Source organism: Kitasatospora sp. Ki12, from assembly GCF_054601375.1.
This window is the reverse complement of the sequence record NZ_BAAIHT010000001.1, coordinates 3152409-3172253: the sequence shown is the minus strand read 5'-3', so window position 1 is coordinate 3172253 and position 19845 is coordinate 3152409. Positions and strand designations below refer to the sequence as shown.

At 65.1% G+C, this 19845-nt stretch carries 20 protein-coding genes; 7 read left to right on the top strand and 13 right to left on the bottom strand.

Going from position 1 to position 19845, the window contains the following annotated elements:
* Window positions 1-146: 146 nt before the first annotated feature.
* From ACYP53_RS14030 to ACYP53_RS14015, 4 genes are read left to right on the top strand one after another with little or no spacing between them, the layout of a single operon-like run.
* The gene (locus tag ACYP53_RS14030; protein ID WP_459647567.1) at window positions 147-284 is read left to right on the top strand and encodes a hypothetical protein; all 138 of its coding nucleotides are present in this window, start codon (window positions 147-149) and stop codon (window positions 282-284) included.
* 14 nt (window positions 285-298) lie between these two features.
* Window positions 299-1489 carry a cupin domain-containing protein gene (locus ACYP53_RS14025; RefSeq protein ID WP_459647566.1) on the top strand — a complete coding sequence of 397 codons (1191 nt, stop codon included), beginning with the start codon at window positions 299-301 and terminating at the stop codon, window positions 1487-1489.
* A 29-nt stretch (window positions 1490-1518) separates the two neighbouring features.
* On the top strand, window positions 1519-2385 hold the full coding sequence (locus ACYP53_RS14020; RefSeq protein ID WP_459647565.1) for an aldo/keto reductase: 867 nt from the start codon (window positions 1519-1521) through the stop codon (window positions 2383-2385).
* On the top strand, window positions 2366-3217 hold the full coding sequence (locus ACYP53_RS14015; protein WP_459647564.1) for a hypothetical protein: 852 nt from the start codon (window positions 2366-2368) through the stop codon (window positions 3215-3217). Before ACYP53_RS14020 ends, ACYP53_RS14015 begins: the two co-directional genes overlap by 20 nt.
* Window positions 3218-3367: 150 nt before the next feature.
* On the opposite strand, the gene ACYP53_RS14010 is transcribed toward ACYP53_RS14015, so the two are convergent.
* Window positions 3368-3706 carry a hypothetical protein gene (locus ACYP53_RS14010; protein WP_459647563.1) on the bottom strand — a complete coding sequence of 113 codons (339 nt, stop codon included), beginning with the start codon at window positions 3704-3706 and terminating at the stop codon, window positions 3368-3370.
* A gap of 416 nt (window positions 3707-4122) precedes the next feature.
* Between ACYP53_RS14010 and ACYP53_RS14005 the strand changes: the two genes are divergently transcribed.
* Window positions 4123-4710, top strand: coding sequence for a hypothetical protein (locus tag ACYP53_RS14005; RefSeq protein WP_459647562.1), 588 nt, complete (start codon window positions 4123-4125; stop codon window positions 4708-4710).
* A 357-nt stretch (window positions 4711-5067) separates the two neighbouring features.
* On the opposite strand, the gene ACYP53_RS14000 is transcribed toward ACYP53_RS14005, so the two are convergent.
* From ACYP53_RS14000 to ACYP53_RS13950, 11 genes are all read right to left on the bottom strand, one after another.
* Window positions 5068-6639: a recombinase family protein gene (locus ACYP53_RS14000; RefSeq protein ID WP_459647561.1), complete on the bottom strand. Its 1572-nt coding sequence runs from the start codon at window positions 6637-6639 to the stop codon at window positions 5068-5070.
* Window positions 6640-6745: 106 nt separating this feature from the next.
* Window positions 6746-6946, bottom strand: coding sequence for a hypothetical protein (locus ACYP53_RS13995; RefSeq protein ID WP_459647560.1), 201 nt, complete (start codon window positions 6944-6946; stop codon window positions 6746-6748).
* 81 nt (window positions 6947-7027) lie between these two features.
* A complete protein-coding gene (locus ACYP53_RS13990) occupies window positions 7028-8011 on the bottom strand; it encodes a DUF932 domain-containing protein (RefSeq protein ID WP_459647559.1) in 984 nt (327 codons plus the stop codon).
* A gap of 87 nt (window positions 8012-8098) precedes the next feature.
* Window positions 8099-8284 carry a hypothetical protein gene (locus ACYP53_RS13985; RefSeq protein ID WP_459647558.1) on the bottom strand — a complete coding sequence of 62 codons (186 nt, stop codon included), beginning with the start codon at window positions 8282-8284 and terminating at the stop codon, window positions 8099-8101.
* 81 nt (window positions 8285-8365) lie between these two features.
* On the bottom strand, window positions 8366-8953 hold the full coding sequence (locus ACYP53_RS13980; RefSeq protein WP_459647557.1) for a hypothetical protein: 588 nt from the start codon (window positions 8951-8953) through the stop codon (window positions 8366-8368).
* Between the two features lie 186 nt (window positions 8954-9139).
* Complete coding sequence (locus ACYP53_RS13975; RefSeq protein ID WP_459647556.1) at window positions 9140-9409, bottom strand: hypothetical protein; 270 nt, start codon at window positions 9407-9409, stop codon at window positions 9140-9142.
* 120 nt (window positions 9410-9529) lie between these two features.
* Complete coding sequence (locus ACYP53_RS13970; RefSeq protein WP_459647555.1) at window positions 9530-10417, bottom strand: replication-relaxation family protein; 888 nt, start codon at window positions 10415-10417, stop codon at window positions 9530-9532.
* Window positions 10418-10445: 28 nt separating this feature from the next.
* Window positions 10446-11297, bottom strand: a complete 852-nt coding sequence (locus ACYP53_RS13965; RefSeq protein ID WP_459647554.1) for a replication-relaxation family protein — start codon at window positions 11295-11297, stop codon at window positions 10446-10448.
* Between the two features lie 149 nt (window positions 11298-11446).
* Window positions 11447-13729, bottom strand: a complete 2283-nt coding sequence (locus ACYP53_RS13960; protein WP_459647553.1) for a type IV secretory system conjugative DNA transfer family protein — start codon at window positions 13727-13729, stop codon at window positions 11447-11449.
* Window positions 13730-14090: 361 nt separating this feature from the next.
* Window positions 14091-14240 carry a hypothetical protein gene (locus ACYP53_RS13955; RefSeq protein ID WP_459647552.1) on the bottom strand — a complete coding sequence of 50 codons (150 nt, stop codon included), beginning with the start codon at window positions 14238-14240 and terminating at the stop codon, window positions 14091-14093.
* Window positions 14237-14515: a hypothetical protein gene (locus ACYP53_RS13950; RefSeq protein ID WP_459647551.1), complete on the bottom strand. Its 279-nt coding sequence runs from the start codon at window positions 14513-14515 to the stop codon at window positions 14237-14239. The genes ACYP53_RS13955 and ACYP53_RS13950 overlap by 4 nt, the downstream gene beginning before the upstream one ends.
* 264 nt (window positions 14516-14779) lie before the next feature.
* Here ACYP53_RS13950 and ACYP53_RS13945 point away from each other — a divergent pair, with 264 nt between their 5' ends.
* Together ACYP53_RS13945 and ACYP53_RS13940 are read left to right on the top strand one after the other, a co-directional pair.
* On the top strand, window positions 14780-15535 hold the full coding sequence (locus tag ACYP53_RS13945) for a response regulator transcription factor (RefSeq protein WP_459647550.1): 756 nt from the start codon (window positions 14780-14782) through the stop codon (window positions 15533-15535).
* Between the two features lie 399 nt (window positions 15536-15934).
* Window positions 15935-17467, top strand: coding sequence for a cutinase family protein (locus ACYP53_RS13940; protein ID WP_459647549.1), 1533 nt, complete (start codon window positions 15935-15937; stop codon window positions 17465-17467).
* Window positions 17468-17817: 350 nt separating this feature from the next.
* Here the strand turns inward: ACYP53_RS13940 and ACYP53_RS13935 are convergent, their stop codons facing one another.
* Window positions 17818-19674 (bottom strand): outer membrane protein assembly factor BamB family protein, encoded by a 1857-nt coding sequence (locus ACYP53_RS13935; protein WP_459647548.1) that lies wholly within the window; start codon window positions 19672-19674, stop codon window positions 17818-17820.
* Between the last annotated feature and the right edge of the window lie 171 nt (window positions 19675-19845).

The following is a 19845-nucleotide window of genomic DNA, read 5'->3' as shown; positions in this document are numbered from 1 at the left end:
GGACTCCCTCTCGAACGCGTCCAGGCACACCGGTCGGGAGGGATCTGGGTGCTGGCCAGGCTTCCTCCTAGGTCTGGCCAGCACCCCACCACCAAAGTCTTCCCACCGGAACCCCGGCGGGAGTGTCCACATAGAAGGGAAAGATCATGGTGCCCAACAGCACCCCGGCGGCCCCGGCCGCCAAGGGCGGTCTCGTCATCGCGGCGCGGCAGATCGCGGCGGCGCGGGCTCGCACCGAGCAGCCGTCCGACGTCAGCAGCGGCCGTTCCGACGGCAACGACTGATCCGGCCGCCCACGATGCGTGATGCTGCTTCGTGGGCGGCGCGTCTGGGCGGGGACTCGTTCCTCGCCCAGACGCTCAACCGCTCCTACGCCGTCATCCCCGGGCAGGCCGCCGATGTCGCCGGCCTGCTCTCCTGGGACGACCTCAACGCCATCCTCGCCACCCAGCGGCTGGAGCCCCCGCGGCTGCGGCTATCGCTGGACGGCGAGATGCTGCCGCTGCACCGGTACGCCCTGCCGGTGACCACCCGCCGGTCGGTGACCTGGCACCGCGTCCAGCCGGCCGAGCTGCACGCTCGCCTGGCCGAGGGCGCTTCGCTCGTCCTCGACTCCATCGAGAAGATCCACCCGCCCATCGGGGCGGCAGCTGAAGGACTGGAGCGCTTCCTCGGCACGCTGGTGCAGGTCAACGCCTACGCCTCGTGGACCGAGAAGGAAGGCTTCGGCACGCATTGGGACGACCACGACGTGGTGGTGGTCCAGATGTACGGAGCTAAGCGCTGGCGACTCTACGGTCCCACCCGTGAGGCGCCGACGTTCCGAGACGTCGAAAGCCCGGACACACCCGAGGGCGAGCCGGTCGCCGACATCGTCCTGACGGCCGGCGACATGCTCTACCTGCCGCGTGGCTGGTGGCACGCGGTTTCGGCCGACCAGGGCTCGGAGTCGCTGCACCTCACGTTCGGTCTGGTCACCACCACCGGAGCCGACCTCCTGACCTGGGTGGTCGACCAGCTGCGGTCGCGTACCGCCCTGCGCCGGGACGTGCCGCGGTTCGCTTCGCCGCCGGAGCAGGCCATCTACGTCGACCAGCTGCGCGCCGAGGTGCTGAGCGAGCTGACCGACCCCTACCTGGTCAACCGTTGGGCCGAGTCGGTGGACACCACCCACTACGGTCGGGCGGTCACCTCGTTGCCGTACATCGAGGGCCTGCCCGCCCGGGCCGAGGTCACGGTCCGCCTGACCACCCCGCGGGCCAGGCTGACGGAAAACGTGTCGGAGGGCATCGTCACCCTGGCCGCGGCGGGGACGGCCTGGGACTTCGCTGGTCAGGCCACCCCGCTGCTCCAGCAACTGCTCACCGGGGAGCCGGCCACGCTGGGGGCGCTGGCCGAGCTCGCCGACCTGGAGGTAGGGGACGTGGCCGCCCTGGTGTCGGTGCTCATCGAGGGCCAGGCGGCGGCAGTTGTTGGGACGGCGCTGTGACGGCCAGGTTGGGGCTGGGGACCTACCGGGTGCGCGTCGTCGGTGAAGCGGCGCGCACCGCCCTCGCGGCGGGCGCGGCCTGGGTCGATACCGCCCCGAACTATGCAGATGGCTTCGCTCAGCAGCAGCTGGCTCAGGTGGTGGGCGACTTCCCGGGCGTTCGCTTGTCGACCAAGACCGGTTTTTATACGGCGGCCCAGGGCCAGACCGCGGTCGCCGCCGGCGTGCTGACCACGGGCGAGGCCGCGGGCGGCCACAACCTCGCGCCGGCCTTTATCCGGTGGCAGACGAAGGCCGCGTTGCGCTTGCTCGGCCGCGCCAATCTGGTGTTCGTCCACAACCCCGAGCGGGTCGGCCACGATCGTACCCAGGTGCAGGCCGAGCTCCGGGCAGCCTTCGCGGTGCTGGAGGAGTTCGCCCACAACGGCCAGATCGGCGGGTACGGCGTCGCCACCTGGTCGGGCCTGAGTGCGGGTGCGTTCACGGTGCCCGACTTGCTCGGCCTGGCCCATGAGGCCGCCGGCTCGGCCTCGCACCACTTCACGGGCCTCCAGCTGCCGGTCAGCCTGGTCATGGCCGACCCCATCGACCAGGCGCTCGGTGGCGGTGGGCCGCTCGTCCAGGCGCAGGAGGCCGGCGTCATCACCTTCGCCTCTGCGCCGCTGCACGGCGGCGAGTTGCCCAGCCTGATGACCCCCGAACTGGTGGAGTTCATTCGGCCCGGTCTGTCGGCTGCCGCGGCTGCACTCCTGGCGGTTGCGTCCTGCCCCGGCCTTGATGTGGTCCTCGTGTCAGCCAGCACCCCGGAACACTGGAACGATGCGGCGAAGGCCGTGACCGTTCCCCTGACACCTGAACGTCTGAGGAGCATCCTTGATGAACTTGCCGCCGGATGAGGCGACCCAGACCCGCATGGCGGCCGCCCACCACACCGGTGCCCTGCTGCTGGGCCTGATCTGTACCGGCCCCGCGGCCTGGGGTTTCCAGGGCCGAACCATGGGTCGACGAGCCGGAGACCGGTGGCTGCGGGTCAACTGCACGACCAAGGCCAACGCGCAGCGCAGGCCGGGCGAAGGCATCGTCGGCGCGTCCACCCTGATCCCGGATGATGTCCCCCGGCCGCAGCTGCACGACCTGATCGACTGGCCGGAGGACGAGTACGTCTACCAGGCCGAGGTCACCGACTACGTGACCCACCCGGTCATCTCGCCGGACCGAGCTGACCTTGCCCACGACCCGAGCCTGCCGGACGAGTGGTGGAGCAGTCTGCACCGTGCCCTCGGCCGGCTCGGCCAGGCGGCGGGCGTTCGCACCACCATCCGGCCGGAGTGGATCGAGCGGGCCTTCCCGCAGTTCCTCGGCATCCCCGCACCGGAGAAGGTCGAGCGAGTCACCGGCCATGCTGATCTGCATTGGGGCAACCTGACGGCCCCGCTCACCCTGCTCGATTGGGAGCGTTGGGGGCTGGTGCCGGTCGGCTACGACCCAGGCCTGCTCCACGCCAACAGCCTGCTCGTCCCGGCGGTGGCTACCCGTCTCCGGTTGGAGTTCGCGTCGGTTCTGGACACTCCTGCCGGCCGGATCGGGGAGCTGGTCGCCCTGGCCGAGATGCTGCAAGCCGTTGCCCGCGGTTGGTACCCCGACCTGGCCCCTTTGCTGGCCGACCGCGCAGCCGAGCTGACCGGCGTCCGGCCGCCCACCAGCGCGAACCCCGTGCTCACTGGCTGACTGCGGCCTGAGCCCACGAAACACCCAAGCCCTCGGCGGGAGAACCTGCCGAGGGCTTGTGGTTGCGGGCACGAAGGCAAAAGGTCGTCCACATGGAGACACGCACCCGACGTAGCCGACTCACTCCGGTGGAGCCAGCTCAGCACTAGCCTATCCCGCCGCGTCGAGCTCGTACTTCTCCTTTAGCTCCCTGGCGAACTGATGTGCCCCCTGATCGAGCGACTCGTCAAGGTACTCAACAACGACCTCCACCTTGCGCTTATCTTCACGGGCCAAATAGTGGAGCGCCTCGACGAGAAGCGTCAGATGAAGACTGGCTATTTGGATTCTCCCGGCGGGACTGTCTAGCTGCTTCGAACGAGGTAGGCCCTGCCGCTCCTGGGCATCGGTAAGCATCCTTCGCGTGCCCAAGTAGAGCGCGGCGATGCTTCGCGGCGGCAGCAAATGCAAGTCGTCGAGCAGCTTGCCCGGATGTGGTAAATCACTCATATGTAGCCATGATTATGAATCACCTGACCACGATGGTCAATCATGAGCTGAATGACTTGGCGACTAGAAATCGTCCTCCTCTTCCAAGGATCTGAACTCAGCTTCGAGCTCCCTAAGCTCGTCCCGACACTCAGTTAGAAACTTGTGCCCCAGCTCGCGCCAGGGGGCCATCCTAGACATGCCAAGGTCTGCCAGAATCACCGTTCCCTCAGGCCCATGAGAGCAACTGGCGAGTAACAAGGAGTCGAGCTTGATCCTTAATGGATCAAGCCTGGTCAGGGGCTGCAGGTTAAGCCTGATTGACACCCTGACTGCCTATCAGTAGCCTGCTCGGCAACCTGCCGGGGGAAGTACATGGGCCAGCGAGCACAAACTCGCGTGACTTCGAGCCTTCCGGACGTTTCAGAATAGGTAACATGCCACGAATCCTCCTCGCCGGAATTGCCCTATTCGTGCTCTGGAAGTTTCAGCATACGCCGATAGGCCTGGGGAGCTTCCCGGCTTACGTGATTGCGCTGCTTATCGAGGAACGAGCCGTCGCTCAGTTCAGGCTCCATCAACGAGCTCCGAGCAGGCGGACGGCTATTTCTGACATTGACGGCTATTGGGAACCATCTCCACGCACACCAGAGCAGCTCCCCGCAAGCAACTTCGCAACTCTGTTCATTGCGGTATTTACCATGATGGTAATGGCTGACTCGTTCTTCATGACGAATTGGCTCGACCTGCCCGAGGCTTCGAACCCGTCTCACGGGAACGGATTTCTGACCTTGCTAAAGGGCATAACGTCGCTGCTGTGTCTGGCGACTGCCCTTATTGGGCCGGTAGTCCTCGGCGTGTTTACTTACATAGATTCGGCATCTCGGCAGGACAGCCGATCCCAGCTGCCGGCTGGCGGTATAGCTCCCTTCTTTTCCGCAGCCCTGGTTACTGTCCTCACGTACGGACACTTCTACGTGGCTCACCAGTTTTATGACGCGCTCGGGGCTCTTCGACCGTCATAGACAATCGCAGTCCAGCCAAGAAAGGCATAGCATGGCTACCCAGCGCCTCGTCGTGTGGAGCCTTCGGGACTTCGGGGGAACAAAGACGACCCAGCCGTTCGTCGTAGATTTGGAGTACAGCTCGCTCGTAACAAGGTATCCCGAGTTGGCAAGGGCTCTCGGGCAGGGGCGTATCACCTCGCATTCGATTGTGTACTGGGGTGTAGAGGGGCCGCTGATTACCTTCATTGTGGATGAGGACTAGTTCGAAGCACTTCCTTCGGCGTGCTGATCCTATTGTTCGAGCACTCGGGCTACACCATCTCCAGGCGGGGAAACTGGAGAGGTGCAGCCCGAAGGGCTAATTAGCCATTGACATTACTGGTCGAACAGAGTACGAATACTGTTAGCGATCTCCCGCCAAGACGAATGAGAAGCCCTGCGAGGGGCTTTTTTCGTCTTCACAGAGCAGAAATCGCCTCGTTCGAATGTATCGTTTCCGGACCCCACTTTCGGCAAGATTTCGGTCAGAATCCAGGTGGCACGAGGGTTGTACTGCGGCTGAAGCAGCTCTCCGTCCAGCGAGAGCTTGTCGAACAACTCAGTCATCAACTCTCGCTTCCGCTCGCCGTCCGTGGAGTGCGTGAACTCATCGGCTGCCCGCTGGGTCATCTCCACGAAGCTGAAGGCGGTGTCGAGGTATGACGTGTCCTCGGCTTCAAGCGACTTGAGCTGTCGGGCGAGGTCAGCCTGCTGGGCGTGCAGCGACACCGCTTTCAGGTCGTACTCACCAGCGTTGATGCGGCCTTCAAGGCGGTCGTCGTACAGGACGGTCAGCTTGCTCCTGATGCGGTCTTCTTCCTGCTTGAGACCTTCGGCGGCAGCCTCTTGCAGTGAGAGCTGGGACCGTAGGCCGGCCTCAAGCTCGTTCTTGAGCCAGGCCGTCAGGCGAGGCCGCGGTGCCTGGAGACGTCCCAGGGCACAAGCCACCTGCTGCTCGACCACTTCCTGCCGGACGAAGCGCCGCCGGCTGCATGCCCGCGGCTTCGGGCACTTGCCGTACCAGTAGCCCTTCTGGCTCTCCCAGACCAGCAACCCCTGGCAGGCCGAGCAGGTCACGAGGCCCTGGAACAGTGGGTGGTGCATCCGGTAGCGCTGGATCTCATGGGTACTGCGGGACAGCACCCGCTGCACCTGCTCGAACAGCTCCACCGAGACGATCGGCTCATGGCTGCCGGGGTACTGCTTGCCGTTCCAGCGGATGACGCCGACGTAGTACGGGTTGTGCAGCATCCGGAAGACCCGGTCACCCTTGATCGGCTTGCCGTCGATCAGCAGCCCGCGTTTGGTCATCTCCCGCGCTAAGGACTTCACCGTGAAGCGCTTCGTCTTGGCGAGCTTGAACATTTCAACCACGAGTGGCGCAACACCGGGCACGACCCGCTGTACTCGCTTGCCGCCATCCAGCACGTTCTCGTAGCCGGGTGGCGGGGCCGCCGGAAACCAGCCCTGGCGCAGCTTCTCCAACTGCCCTTTGCGCACTTCCTCACTCAGGTTGTCGGTGTAGTTTTTGGCCACCACCACGTGCATGCCCCAGACGAACTTGTCCTGGGAAGACGAGTTCTTGTGCAGCACGAGCGAGTTCTTGGGGCAGTGCAGCCGGCGGGTGTCGTCGCCCTCCAGCCACTCCTCCACCATGACCGTGTCCTTGAAGTTCCGCAGCAGGCGGTCGACCTTCTCGCAGACGAAGTGCAAGATCTGGTGCTTCTTTAGGTAAACCATGGTCTCGTTGAAGGTCTTACGCTGATCGACCTTCGATGCCGTCTCGGAAATATGGAACGGCTTAACAGCTTTCAGGCCAGATCGCTCGCAGTAGTCACGCAGGAAGCGCTCCTGAGCTTGCAGCGAGTAGCCCTCTTGTTCTTGCTCTTTGCTCGACACTCTGACCAAGATGACGGCTCGTTTTAAATTCTTACTCGTAGAACCTCCTTCTCCGGCATTGCCGGATAGTTAATGGGTTCCCCGCCCCGCTATTATGCGATCTTCCTGGGGTTAGTCAAGAGTTATCAGCCTTAGCGGCCTCATGCTCAGCTACTCGACGTTGCACACCAAGCTTGATTAAGGCGGTGTAGAACCTCTTTAGCCAGTCGGCGATTTCCGCAACCTCGGCCAACTCAAAATCTTGGCCGTAGTCTTCACGCAGGATCGACCGGAGTTCGTCCAGTCGCTGAGCCTGAGTCCGTACATTGGTGGTCATGACAAAAACCCTCGATTATTAGATGAGAAGACCCGGACCGGCAGAAGCCGACCCGGGCCAGATTTGAGCGTCAAAAGACGATCAGAGGAGCACCACCTCCCGCACCAGCCCCAGCGCCCGGGCCTTCAGCGGCTCCGGCTTGATGAGCGTCCGGTTGAGCTTGGTCTCCCAGCTCTTGGTCCGGCGGACGTGGTCCAGGTACTCGCCAGCGGCCTGTACGAGGCCGTAGGCCGTGTGCGCCACCGGCGCCGTGGTCGGCGACGCCAGAACGGCTCGGATGGCCTCACGGGCCTCCTCGACGTTCCGGGCGACCCGGTCCGTCACCAGCCCGTCCGGCGGCATCGGGATGAACTCCCGGACGAACAGCTCGCGCTGATGCGAGGTGACCGAGATGCCCAGCAACTCCGTGGCCAGCTCTTCGTAGGCTCGCATCTCCTGGCGAGCCCCAGTCACCGCCTCCCGGGCCTGGGCGACGCGGTTGCGCCAGCCCGGCTTGTGGATGAAGGAGAACGTGGTGCCCGTCCAGTCGCCTTCCAGTTCGGCGGCTCGGAAGGTGTTGGCGCAGACGATGCGCACCGCGGTGGCCCGCAGCGTGCAGCCGCCCGGTTGGCCGTGCCGGTTCGTGATGGCCAGGTACGGCAGCGTCAGGGACGTGTCGCCCGGCAGCACGATGGGCTCGTCCAGCAGGGCCAGGCACCAGACCGACCGGCCTTCGTCCAGCGAGCCAGCCGTTTCCCACGAGACGCCCGGCTGGGCCAGGACCGCCTCGACGATCTCGCCCATCTCGCCGTGGTCGATGACCGTGTAGGACTCCCGGTTGATCCACAGCGTGGCGTTCGTGTCGGACCGGGCGATGCGCTGCCAGCCTGCCACGGGCTGGTACACCGGCTGGCCCTGCTCATCCACCCCAACCAGCTCGTAGACCGGTTCGGTGACCGGATTCCAAGTGAGGCCGGCCAACTTGCGGGCCTCGTCCCAGGTCGTCGGGTGCTGGTCCAGCACCAGCCCCTCGCGGTGCCAGGGCATCTGGCGGACCGAGAACATCGATTCGACGTTGGCAGACATGGCTGCCGTCCTCTCTGCCTAAACGGCATGAGAAAGGGAGCCCACCTGGTGGTGGACTCCCAGAACTGCGGCTTGAGAAGGTGCGATCTACTCGGCGTCGACGTACTCCAGCGCCGTGATCTGGAACGTGCTGGCCGGGTGGATGACGTCGGCGTAGCCGGCGATCTTCAGGCCGGTGAAGAACTGGATTTGCTCAGCCAGCCATTGGCGGGCCAGCTCGATGTCCAGCTCCGGGCAGCCAGAGGCGAACGTGATGCGCAGGATGAGGTCCATGACGGTCCTCCGGGGGGACGTGGGAGAGGGGTTGCCAGACAGCAGACGGGCTGCTGCCTGGCGTGGGGCCGCAGACGGCCGTCAGATCGCGGTGACGTCGACGATGGTGACGTCGTAGGTCGACGATTCGTCGACCACGTCGTCCAGGCTCGACAGCTCGGGCTGGAGGTAGCCCTGGGCGTCTTCCTCGGCGAAGGTGGCGTCGTGGCCTTCCACCTCGTAGGAACCCGAGATCGTGTAGTCGACCCGCACCCGGGTGACGTACGGCTCGAACTCGAACTCCTCCAGGAAGCGGTCCAGCCCTTCGCGGCAGATGCTGCCGTCCTCGTGCCGGGCAATGGCGTACTGGCGGATGTCGGCCAGCGTCTGGGCGTGGCCCTCGCGCTGCTCGGCGTGGGCTTCGAAGGCGACCCGCCGGCAGATGGTCAGGGCCTCGACGGCTTCCGTCATGGCCGCGGCCTGAGCGGCCGGGTCGGCGACGGGTTCGAACTCCAGGGCCGCCACAGCCACGTGGGTGATCTGGGCGGCGTGGTACAGCTCGACGTGGGCAGCGTCGACCTGGCGCAGGATGACACCAGTGCGGTCGCCCAGCTGGACGGCGGTCGGCAGCATCGCTGCCAGGTCCTGCGGGGCAAGCTCGCACAGGATCTGAACTGTCAGGTCAGTCATGACTGACCCTCCTTCTCATGAAGGTGCAAGCGCTGATTCCGGATTGAGGCTCAGCACTCAGTAGCCCCGGGCAGACGCCCGCCCGACCGGCCGAACCCACAACGGCCGGTCGGGGGGACGCCTGCCCTCCCGTTGGCGAAGGAGGAGGGGCAGGCTGGTCGGGACGGAGCGCGGCCTCATCTCTGCTCACAGGCGTTCGTGGCAGCGGGAGCAGCGCTCGTTGTCTATCCGCTCCCAATCGGGCATCACCTTGGGGAAGCGGTAGGTGCTGTAGCTGTTTTCGTCCCAGCGGTTAATGCCCCAGCGCTTCGCGGTGAGGTCGAGCGACTGCTCGGTGGACGGCCACTCATCCGCGAATAGGTCAATGCTCTCGGGAACAAATACTTCTCTCAGGCAGTCGGGGCAATAGACTTGCTCCCCGTAGTAGTAAGCGGACACGTCGTTGTTTTGGGCCATGGCTGACCTCCTTGCCGGGGGCGGCGTTACGTTGATGGATCTGGGCTTTGGCACAAGCCAAGACAGCCTCCTTTCTCGTAAGTTGCAAGGTGGGTTTGGTTGAGTTATCGAAGATGTGGGCTAGACGGACGAATCAAGCACTGATACAGCGTCGTCCATAGTGCAGACGGTGAACAATTTTCTTACGCGTTCCGGCTGTCGATCAACGACTCGCTGGATGTGGTCGGCGTGGTCGTAGGTCTCAGCCACCAGGAGCACCCGGGACGGGATCGTCTCCTCGCGCTCCACCTGAAAGCGAGCAAAGTTGAAGTACTCATTGCAGGCGGTCGTGATTCGGGCATCCGTCTCAGAGCCGTCGTAGAAGGTCACGAGCCAGGACTCGACGGAGTCGGGAGTAAGCAGGCGGAAGGCTGCGTCAGGCCGGATGACGTACTTGTCATCCCGCTCGTCGTCTTTATCGATCAGGCCGATGAAACTGCGCCAGCCGTCGGGAAAGGCCCGAAACCGGTGCGGCCGTGACCCGCCATCCCGGTAGTGTTCAACCAGGCGGACGTAGAGCTCAGTGACTTTCAGGCGGTGCTGTAAGGCGACGCCGTACGGGATGCCAATGGGCGGCAAGGCGACCGGCTGGTCTTTCTCGACCCCGCTCAGCCAACTAAGGTTCTCGGTGAGCATGAGGGCTTGGCCCTGAACGCCAGGCCGGTTGTGTCGGGCGATTAAGCGATACCGTGCCAGCCGCTCGGCGTAGAGCCGCGCCTTGCGCTCCCTGGTGGCTGGAGAGCTATCAGGGAAGAGGTACCGACCCAATTGAGTAGTGGTCGCGACATAGACCCTGGCGAGCAGCCGGAGGGCATCGTGCTCCGCGGCTGACAACCCGACGGCGCGGCCACCCCTGAAGGGCACCAGCAACCGCTTGGTGGCCTCTATCGGGTTGACGGCCTCACCCCGCTTGCGGAGTTCGGCAGCCTGCTTGGCTATGTCGTAGTTTCTGGTGATGAATTTGAGCATGGGATAAGTTCCTTTCTTACGTGTTGGATCAAGACGATTCGGGAGCGGCTGCTTCGAGGCGACGGTGGAGGGCCTCGACAGCCTCTGACTCGATCGCCACCACGAACAGTCCTCGGGCATCAGCTGACTGCCCTGCGATCACCCGCCGGATGACGACGGCGCGGGCCTCATCGGGGACGACGAACATGACGCCGGGGAACACGTGGTGCTTCTGCTGTTCCAGGTCCGTCAGCTCGTAGGCGCGGTACACCCGGCACTTCTCGGCAAGCCGCTTCGGCGACTCGGTGCCGCGGTCGATCTCGATGAACCAGTTGAGACGGGGCTGCTGGCCGACGCGCAGCCGCACCAGGGCATCCGGTCGGCAGTACTCCTGCCGGTAGGTCATCGGGTCGCGGTAGGTCCGCCAGGCGTCAGTCTCGGCCTTGAACTCAAGCAGTTCGGAGGTGCCATCTCGTGCCCGCTCGACTAGCCGCACGTACAGCTCGGTGATCGCCAGCCGGTGGGTCAAGAAGGCATCGGCCGGCTGCCAGCCCTGTGCTCGGTTAGAGCCCGACGCGGCCGGGCCGACGAGCTTCGCCCCCGCGGTCGTCAGCATGTGCACGTAGCCCGGTTTGCCCGGCCAACGCTGGCGTGACAGGTCCCGGTATCGCCGCACCAGGCCGCAGTCGATCAGCCGGCGGAGGTTCCGGTGGGCCAGCGAGTGGGCGCTGGTCTGCTGGTAGTCGCCGAAGTCGGCCCGGGCCACTTGCAGCGCGGTGGCCAGATGCACCGTCGCCAGCGTCCGCAGAACGGCCCGCTCCCTGGGGGTCAGGGTGTCGGCCAGGAGGGCCAGACGGGATGAAGTGACGCGCCGCCGAGGCGGCTTGGGAACGTGAGGCATAAGGAGTTCTCCAGTGAGCTAAAGATGATGAAGCGAGGGGGAGAGAGTCGGACGGCTTACACCGCCGAATCACGGGCTTGACCAGGAAGGACAGCAAGCGGAAGCGGCACGACCTTTTGACAGGGTTTTGAACAGGCATCGTTGGCCCGCTAGCCGCTGCCACGTTGGCCGCCTGCCGCGCCGGCTGGACGTGATTGCCGCCGCTCGGCGATCTCCTGCTCGACCTGGTCACGGTCGCGGCCGAACACCTGCCGCGAGAAGGCGCGGGCTTCGGCACCGAAGCCGGTCGTGGGTGGCGGTGGGTTGGTGGCGATGGTGACGGGTGGGCTGACCCGACCGTTGGTGACAACGGCGGCCACGGCGGTCCGCGGCTCCAGGGTCAACAGGTCATCGGGCTTGACCAGGGGGCCGAGCGACCGGGCCAGGGTGGTGGCGTCATCCGCACCGGGCTGGAGCACGACCTTGGTACGGGCCTCGCTCAGTAGCGCAGCCCGCAGCTGCGGTGGCACCTGGGTGATGTGCTGGAGAGCGGCGATGATGCCGAGGACGTGGCCCCGAGCACGGGCCAGCATGTCGGTCAGGTCAGCGCCGCTGCGCAAGAAGCGGGCGGCCTCGTCGATGTACAGGAACGTCGGCCGGCGCTGGTCACGGGTGACGGCTGCCCGACGCATGACGGCGTTCCAGACCATGCCGACCAGGAGGCCGCCGAGCAGGTCCACGGCGTAGGAGCCAGCCAGGCCGGACGGCAGGGCCACGAGCAGGATCTTGCAGCGGTCGATGACCTGCTGCATGGTCCAGGCCGGTTTGGCTTGGCCGAGCATGGCCCGCAGCTGGCGGCGGTCGGTCAGGGGCGACACCTTGTTGATGACCGCGCTGACCGCTTGGCCCCGTTCGCCTTCGCTCCAGGCGTTGAAGCGGGCGAAGAACGCTCCCACGGTCGGGGCGAAGGCGGGATCGAGGCGGGCCAGGAGCCGGGCGCGGAAGGCGTCGTCGGTCAGGACGGGTTGCAGCTCGACCAGCGTCATGCCGGGCGTAGCGGCCAGCAGCACCAAGGACGCTTTGAGCACCTCCTCCAGCCGCGGCCCCCAGCTGTCGGCGTTGGCCCGGATCAGCTCCATGACCTGGTCGGCCACCAGCTCGGCGTCGTCCTTGGCGCAGGCCAACGGGTTGACGCCCACCGGCCGGTCGTCGGCCGCGTCGAGGTAGATCAGGTCGTGGACCCGGTGCTCGGGGATGCGGTCGGCCACATCCCGGGCCAGGTCGCCGCCCGGGTCGAGCAGGATGACACCGCGGCCGGCCTGAACGTCTTGGGTCAGCTGGTTGAGCAACAGCGTCGACTTACCCGAGCCGGTCGGGCCGGTGACGAGCTGGTGCATCAGGCCATCGACGGTGGTGACCGCGATGGGCCGCTGCATCCCCTCGTACGTCGCCGTCCCGAGGACGCGGCCCTGTGAGGCCAGCTCGGCAACCGGCGGAAACACCCGGCCACCGCTCAAGCTCAGTCCGGGCATGGTCGGCCCGTTCAAGGGCCAGCCCAGCATGGTGGCGGCTTCACGGGCGTTGACGTGGACCGGGGCCGCAGATATCCCCGTGGCGGCGCCACCCAGCCAGGCAGCGGCTCGCCGCGGCAACCAGCGCGGCACAAGCGATGCACCGTTCTGGTCGAGCTGGTGCAGCGTGGCCATGAGCCGGCCGACCAGGAAGTGAGCACGGGCCTGGTTTCCGGCTGCCGCCCCAACGGTGCCGACGACGGCGAACCAGGGCTCGGCGGTCTTGGCGGCAAAGTCGGCCAGGGCCTGCTTGTCGGGCTTGGCCGGCGGTGTCCCGGTCAGCAGCCGGACGGCGTGTTGCAGCCAGGGCGGCAGCAGCTGTCCTTCCGCCCGGTGGCGGGCCAAGGGAGCTGTGGGTGTCCGCACGGGATACATGACGAGCTGGTACAGCAGCGTCTCGTCCCGGCCGATGGGTTGGAAGGTGCTGAGCAGACTGGTGGCGAATACCTCCGGCGCGTCCGTCCGCAGTGGGCGGGCGGTCGTCGTCAGGTGAATGCGCCGCAGCCAACGGGCCGCCGGCAAGGCCGGGGCGTCGAGCTGCGTGGACCGCAGGCCCGGCACGATGCCGCGCAGCTGGCGCAGCAGGACGTCGGCCTGGTGCTCCGGCAAGCGCAGCCGGTGCTCGATGCGGCCGGCCAGGCCCACGACCTCGAACACGGCACTGTCGCGGCCAAACAGCCAGCCTCGTTCGGGGCGCAGCCGCGTGAGGGCGTGCAGAAAGGCCGTGACCTGCTCACGGGAGAGGTCACGCGGAAAGTCGAGCCGGTAGGTCAACCGGCGGGCGTCTCGGGCTTGTTGGTCGCGCAGGCGCAGAATCAGAATAAGTGCGATGGTGGCGCTAAAGAGCGCGGCGCTGGCGACGAGCGTTGTGGTGTCGCTCATGGACGGCCTCCATGACGGGGAGACCGCGGATGAGTAACGCCTGAGCCCGAGACGCTGCAAGTCGGCAACGTCTCACGTGGCATACACCCCCCAAAGCCACAAAAATCCGCCGAGGCGAAAATCGTGGCGGTTATGTAGATTGATTGTTGCTTCTTCAACCTACATCTATATCTTAGCATGGAAATGCCCCAATTGTCAATACTTTTAGGGCTTGGCGAAGCCTTTATATCTGTTAGCAGAGAATGTCGAGACGCTAATTCTGGATGGCTCATCCGCCATTTCTTGGCTGATGAGCCAGGCAGGCGGCGACGCTATGTTCGGGCTGAAAAGCCGAACACTTCCCCGCTTCCCAGATGGAGGCTTACCGTCGTCCGACAAACCGGCTGATGATGGCCCAGACCACCAGTCCGGCGATGAGGTAGCCGATGACGTGCTGGAGCAGCTGGCCGGCGAGGATGACAGCGATCGCCAGCGCTACGCCGCGCCACAGCGAGCCGTAGCGCGGTGTCACGGCTGGTCCGTGGTGCCGAAGTCAGCCAGCTCGCCGGCCAGGGCACAGGCGACGGCCAGGATCTCGCTGATCTGGGCGTAGGCCGCTTCCAGCAGCTCGCTGGCCTCGGGGGAGATCATCTGCTTGGTCACGATCACGGCCCGCAGACGGCAGCCGACCGTGATGATGGCGGAGGTGTCGGCGTGGGCCGACTCCCGCAGCGCGTCGTACGCCGCGATGGTCGCCTTGAGGCTGGCGACATCAGTGCCGGCGGCGGAATGAAGATGGTCCTGCATGGTGTTTCAGCGTCCTTGAGGCATGACGGGTCGACTCCACGGGGTGGAGGACCACACGTCAGGGTCGGGTCATGGCGCATGCAGTCGCTTGCGCCGCTGCCGGGCCGAGCCAGTCGAAGCGCGGGTTGGGCGTCTTTCGTGGCCTGAAGCTCGTAGCCACCAGCCTGTCGCTGCGGCACAGGGCGTTCAAGGACAAGATCTGCCAGTTCGCCCGGCTGGCCGCAAGAACATGCGGGGCGGATGCCGGACCGGCAAGATCTTGCTATGGAGGCTCTGCGCATCCTGATCGCCTCAGCCCTCGGCCAGGTCATCGCTCCCGTCTTGGAGCAGGAGATCGCCGGGGCCTCAGTGGTGACTGCCACTCAGGAAGCCGACATCCGCCGGGCCGTGATCCACCAAGTCCGGTTCGACGCCGCGGTGATTGACCTGACGTGGAACGACTACCGGATCGAGCACGACTTCGACGGGCTGGACGTGTTAGCCCTCCTCCGCACTGCCGACCGCACCGCACCCGTCATCTTCGCTGCCCAGGGCCACGGAGCCGAGCGCGAGCACGTCCAGGAGGCCATCCTCCAGCCCGAGGTCGCCTGCATCGTCCAGAAGGCCGACGGCACGGGGCCGCTCATCCGATCCGTCCAGGCCGTCGCCTACCGGCACCCGCCGCCAGCAGCCACAGCCGTGGAGCGGTTCAAACCCGACCCCTACTCCATCCATGCCTACTTCAGCTGGCCTCGCAGTGGTGCAACAGCGGCCCGCATCGCCGGGGCCATCGCCGCCGGCCAGGCCACCGACGCAGAGTCCTTGGCCGCTGCCACCGGCCTGCCTCTCAACACGGTCAACAAGCTCGTGCAGGTGCTCGGCCCGCTCATCCAAGCCCGCGGCGAGCACGACCCCGACCTGCGGCTGAACGCTCAGGTCATCTACCGGTGGTGTGGCCAGCACTCGTGCTACATCGGGAGCTGGTGCCGGCGGCATTGCGAGCCTCGACGCCCGCCAGCTGATGGCCGCAGTTACGTTTAGTAGCCATCCACCGCGCGCCGTCCACTTCTTTAGCCTATGTTCTAGCCCAGGGTATGCGATTTTTTGGCACGCCCCTCCCCGCCAGCGGAACGATCGCTGTTCAGCAGCGAATCCGTGAGCCATTAGAGCTACGCGTTGCAGGCGACACCTGTCGCGCAATCGAGCAACCGATGCGGGAGTTTAACCACTGGAAGGAAACGTGTGAGTTGGTGCCATAAGCGTTGGCGAGCTGCGTTGTCGATCGTGGCCGCAGGGCTACTAGTTGCTAGCTGTAAATCGGATGGGGACTCTGGATCGACAGCGAGCTCTAGCAAAAGTCACAGCCCAACTTCATCCGTAGCGCCGGTATCGAATCCGTCAAGCGGTGTTGGCTCTGCCAGCGCCATGTGCCCTCCTGACATGGCCTACTCGGTACTGGTAAATCAATCTGATCCAGTCAAGCTGTTCACGCGCACCGACTGCGGTAGGACCGTCAAGCCGATTACGTCCCCCCTCAACCAGGCGATTGATCCTGCCATATCGCCCAATGGCCAACAGCTAGCGGTCAGCGAGACCGGGCCAAATTCCAATCGCGTGATTACCGTCATCGACTTGGCATCCGGCACGCCTCTCAGGTTGGACACTGGTCCAGACGACGCCCGCCAGCCAGCTTGGTCGCCAGACGGCTCTAAACTTGCCTTTGTGGCTAACGACTACGTAGGCAAAACCAGCAGCATTAAAGTTGTCAGCCCTGCTGGAGGCCCTGTCACGTCGCTATCAGATGGAACCGCTGATAAGCCGGTGCGCCAGCCAGCCTGGGCGCCCACTGGCGATATCGTCACGTATGCAGTAGGACAGCCAGACGGGCCGGCAAGACTCGAATCAGTCTCTGTAACCGGGGGAAGCCAATCGACGCTATTCGATGCAGGAATCGATGGTGCGTTTGGCCCATCCTATAGCCCCGATGGGCAGTACCTAATTTTTAGCCGCCACCACGGAGGCAGTTGGCAGATCTGGTCGAGGACACTCGCCACGGGGGCGCTCAACCAGCTCACTCTCGCCACATATGATGTGCTCCGAGCCGCGCTCGGGACTGACTGGACGCTCTACTACAGCGTAGGCGCTGGGCGTGAGGAGCCAGCCCCTTCTAAGCTCCAAAAACAGTTTGGCCTCCATGCTCTCAATCTGAACTCTAACGTGGAGACGATCCTCGCGGCCGATAATATCCAAGGATTTGGTACGGCCCGCGGCGGCCATACCACCAACCTTGCGCCGGACGCGTTCACTAGATGCCCCTCGCTAGAACTGGTAGGCGCACGTGGATCTCGCGCAAATGCCCAAGACACAAATGACTGGGATCAAATCATCGGCCCCATGAAAGCGTCACTGGAAAAGGCAGTTCCAGGGCTTCGCTCCTATCCGATCCACTATGCAGCAATCCCACTAGAGATCCTAAATCCCGTTTATAGTCCGGCATACGTCACAAGCATTGAAGGCGGACAGAGTCAGCTTGCCAAATATTTGGATGATTTTACCACTGCGTGCCCATCAACCTACATTGCGATAATCGCCTGGAGCCAGGGAGCCCATGTGGCGACCAACACGATCCCGGTTCTGAGCATCAAAATCCGAAGCCACATTGCCGCAATGGTCCTTTTGGGAGATCCGAAATTCATCCCCAGTCTAAGCCCAATCGACCGCGGCGATTACGACCCTGCGCTGAAAGGAGTATTTGCGGGAATCTTGGCGGCACCAAAGCTAGTGCCGGACGACATGACCAGTCGCGTCCGCGACTACTGCTCGCAAGGTGATCCGATATGCAATTTCAGCATCGATAACGCACTGCATTGCGGCCCCTCCTGTCCGCATTTCTTGTACGCAGATCGAGGATGGACGGATGGGGCGGCTGACTGGATCATCGGGCAGTGGCGTGGCTCTGCCCCTTTGGATTGACGCCATTCCAGTCGACCACTGTTCCCTTGATTGCCATTCAATGGTAATTTAAACTAATGAGGGTAGTAATTGCAAAAGCAACGGCATGTCTCGGCGTAGCACTTTTCCTGTATGGGCTGCTCTATGGAATTAGTATTCGAATTACAGACAATCCGCACGCCTACCAAGACTCCTCGCCCATTCTTGCAAGCGCAATTATTATTGGGCCGGCTCTTTTCGTTACATCGCTGCTGATTTTGCGGGACTTCAAGGCCGCTGCTATTGCGTTCACCATCATTGCTCTCGCTGCTGTGTGGCTCGCGTTGCTCTAAGGAGCGGGCCCATTGCCGTCTTCTCTGCCCGGCACCTACTCACCGCCGCAGCGCCACCACACTCCCGTCCGCCCCAATGACGAAGACGCGCTGCTCATCGGCCGCCGCGAAGATCGGCTCCAGCGCTGGTGTGGCGCTCCAGACCGTTCGGCCCGTGAGGCTGTCGACTGCCCACAGCCCCGCGTTGCCTGACTCATCCGCCCAGTGCAGCAAGGTGCTGCCGACCAGCGACTCTGCCGGCGGCCGGTCGATCTCCCACCAGGCCGCGGTGGACGTCCACAGCTGCCGGCCCGTGGCCGCGTCGTAGGCGACCTCCTGCTGCGGGGTGCCGTCAGTGCAACCGCCCAGACAAACGTGGGCGAGGAAGATCTGGTCAGAGACTATTGGCCACAGGTTGAGGTGCCCGACCAACGGCACCTGCCACACCACCTGGCCCGTCGCGAGCGACCGCGCCTCAATGCCGTCGCTCGTGCCGAGGAGCGCCCGCCCCCCAGCTATGCCCGCCAGCTGCACCTCGCCACCCAGCTGCCCCAGGTCCTGCATCCACAGGATTCGCCCTGTCGCCAGGTCCAGCGCTTGTGCGGCCCCGTCTTCCATCGCCACCAACGCGTGGCCATCGGCAGCAAGGGACTGGACCGGGCTGGAGCGGGCAAGAGCCGTGCTCCACACCGACGCACCCGTATCGGCGCGGAAGGCGTGGAGCCGCCCATGGAGGCCGTCAGCGACGACCACCAGGCCGCTCGCCACCACAGGCTTGACCGAGCTGGCCAGGCCGCCCGGCCAGGACTGGTCCCACTTCACCTGGCCGCTCTCAGCATCCAGACCGAAGAACCCGGTACTGCTCTCGCTGACCACGACGCCAGCGGTCACGTCCGGTGCGGCCGCCCAGCTGGCCTGCGGCGGACCAGCAGCGTGAGCGCTCTGCCACAGCGCCCGACCACTCTCCAGGTCCACAGCCCGGATGACGGTGCGCCCATCAGAAGAACCGGCCGCCTCGTACAGCCGGTGGCCCGTGACCGTCACCCGCGGTGGGGGCACGGGCGAGGTGTTCTCGACCAACGGTCCGACCTGCCACACCACCGGATTCGGCGCAGCCGCTGGGCTACCCGAAGCCTGGCTGCCTGTCGCAGCGGGCCGGGGCGCAGCCGAATGGTGTGGCCAGGCCAGACCAAGCAGCTTGGTCCCGCCCACGGCCAGCACCACCACGGCCAGGATCACCAGGACGCCCACCAGCCACCGAACCGGGTGGCGGTACCAGTCACCCGCCTTCGGGTCGGTCGCCGGGGCTGGCGGTGGCGGGGTTGGTTGGGGTGCGGGCTCGACAATCGTGACGGTCAGATCCAGCGTCGCCGTGACCTCATCCAGCTGGACGCGCAGCTGGTCAGTGGCAGGTCCCACCGGCGCATCCGGTGGTATCCGCTGGCTGTAGAGGTGAAGTGTCACCTCCGGTATGTCCCGGAACTCAGCCGGCCCGACGAACCAGAACAGCCCCGACTCATCCAGCACGATGGCTCGGCGGATCATGGCGCCGTCCGCGAACCGGATCGTCACGGCGCGCTCGGCCGACCGCTGGCCCCCGGCAACCTCGCCGAAGTCGATGACCGGGGGTGTCCAGATCACGGACCGTGGTGGCGGAGGTGGTGGCTCCTGACGTGGTGCACGGGCCGACGACCGGCGGCTGGCGTCGTAGGTCGCCCGCTTGCCCGGATCACTCAGGATCTCGAACGCCAGGTTGATTCGGGCCATGTCCTCATGCGCCCGAGCTGCTTCGGCGGCGGGCCGCCGGTCGGGGTGAGCGTGGCGGACGCAGACCCGGTACGCCCGGCGGATGGTCGCCAGATCGGCGTCGGGCCGGATGCCGAGCACGGCGTAGTGGTCGGTGGCCGCCGTCCTCATGGCCGCCGCCTCACGGCGAGGGCCAGCACCAACGGGCGCAGCCGGGCTAGCGCGGGGCTAACGGCCGCGCCGGACCACCCCACTCCAGCCCGGTAGCACGCGGTACGGTCTGACACCGGCTGACCTGCGAAAACGGTTCGAGGCGACATCACTCGTCACCGTCCGACTCGT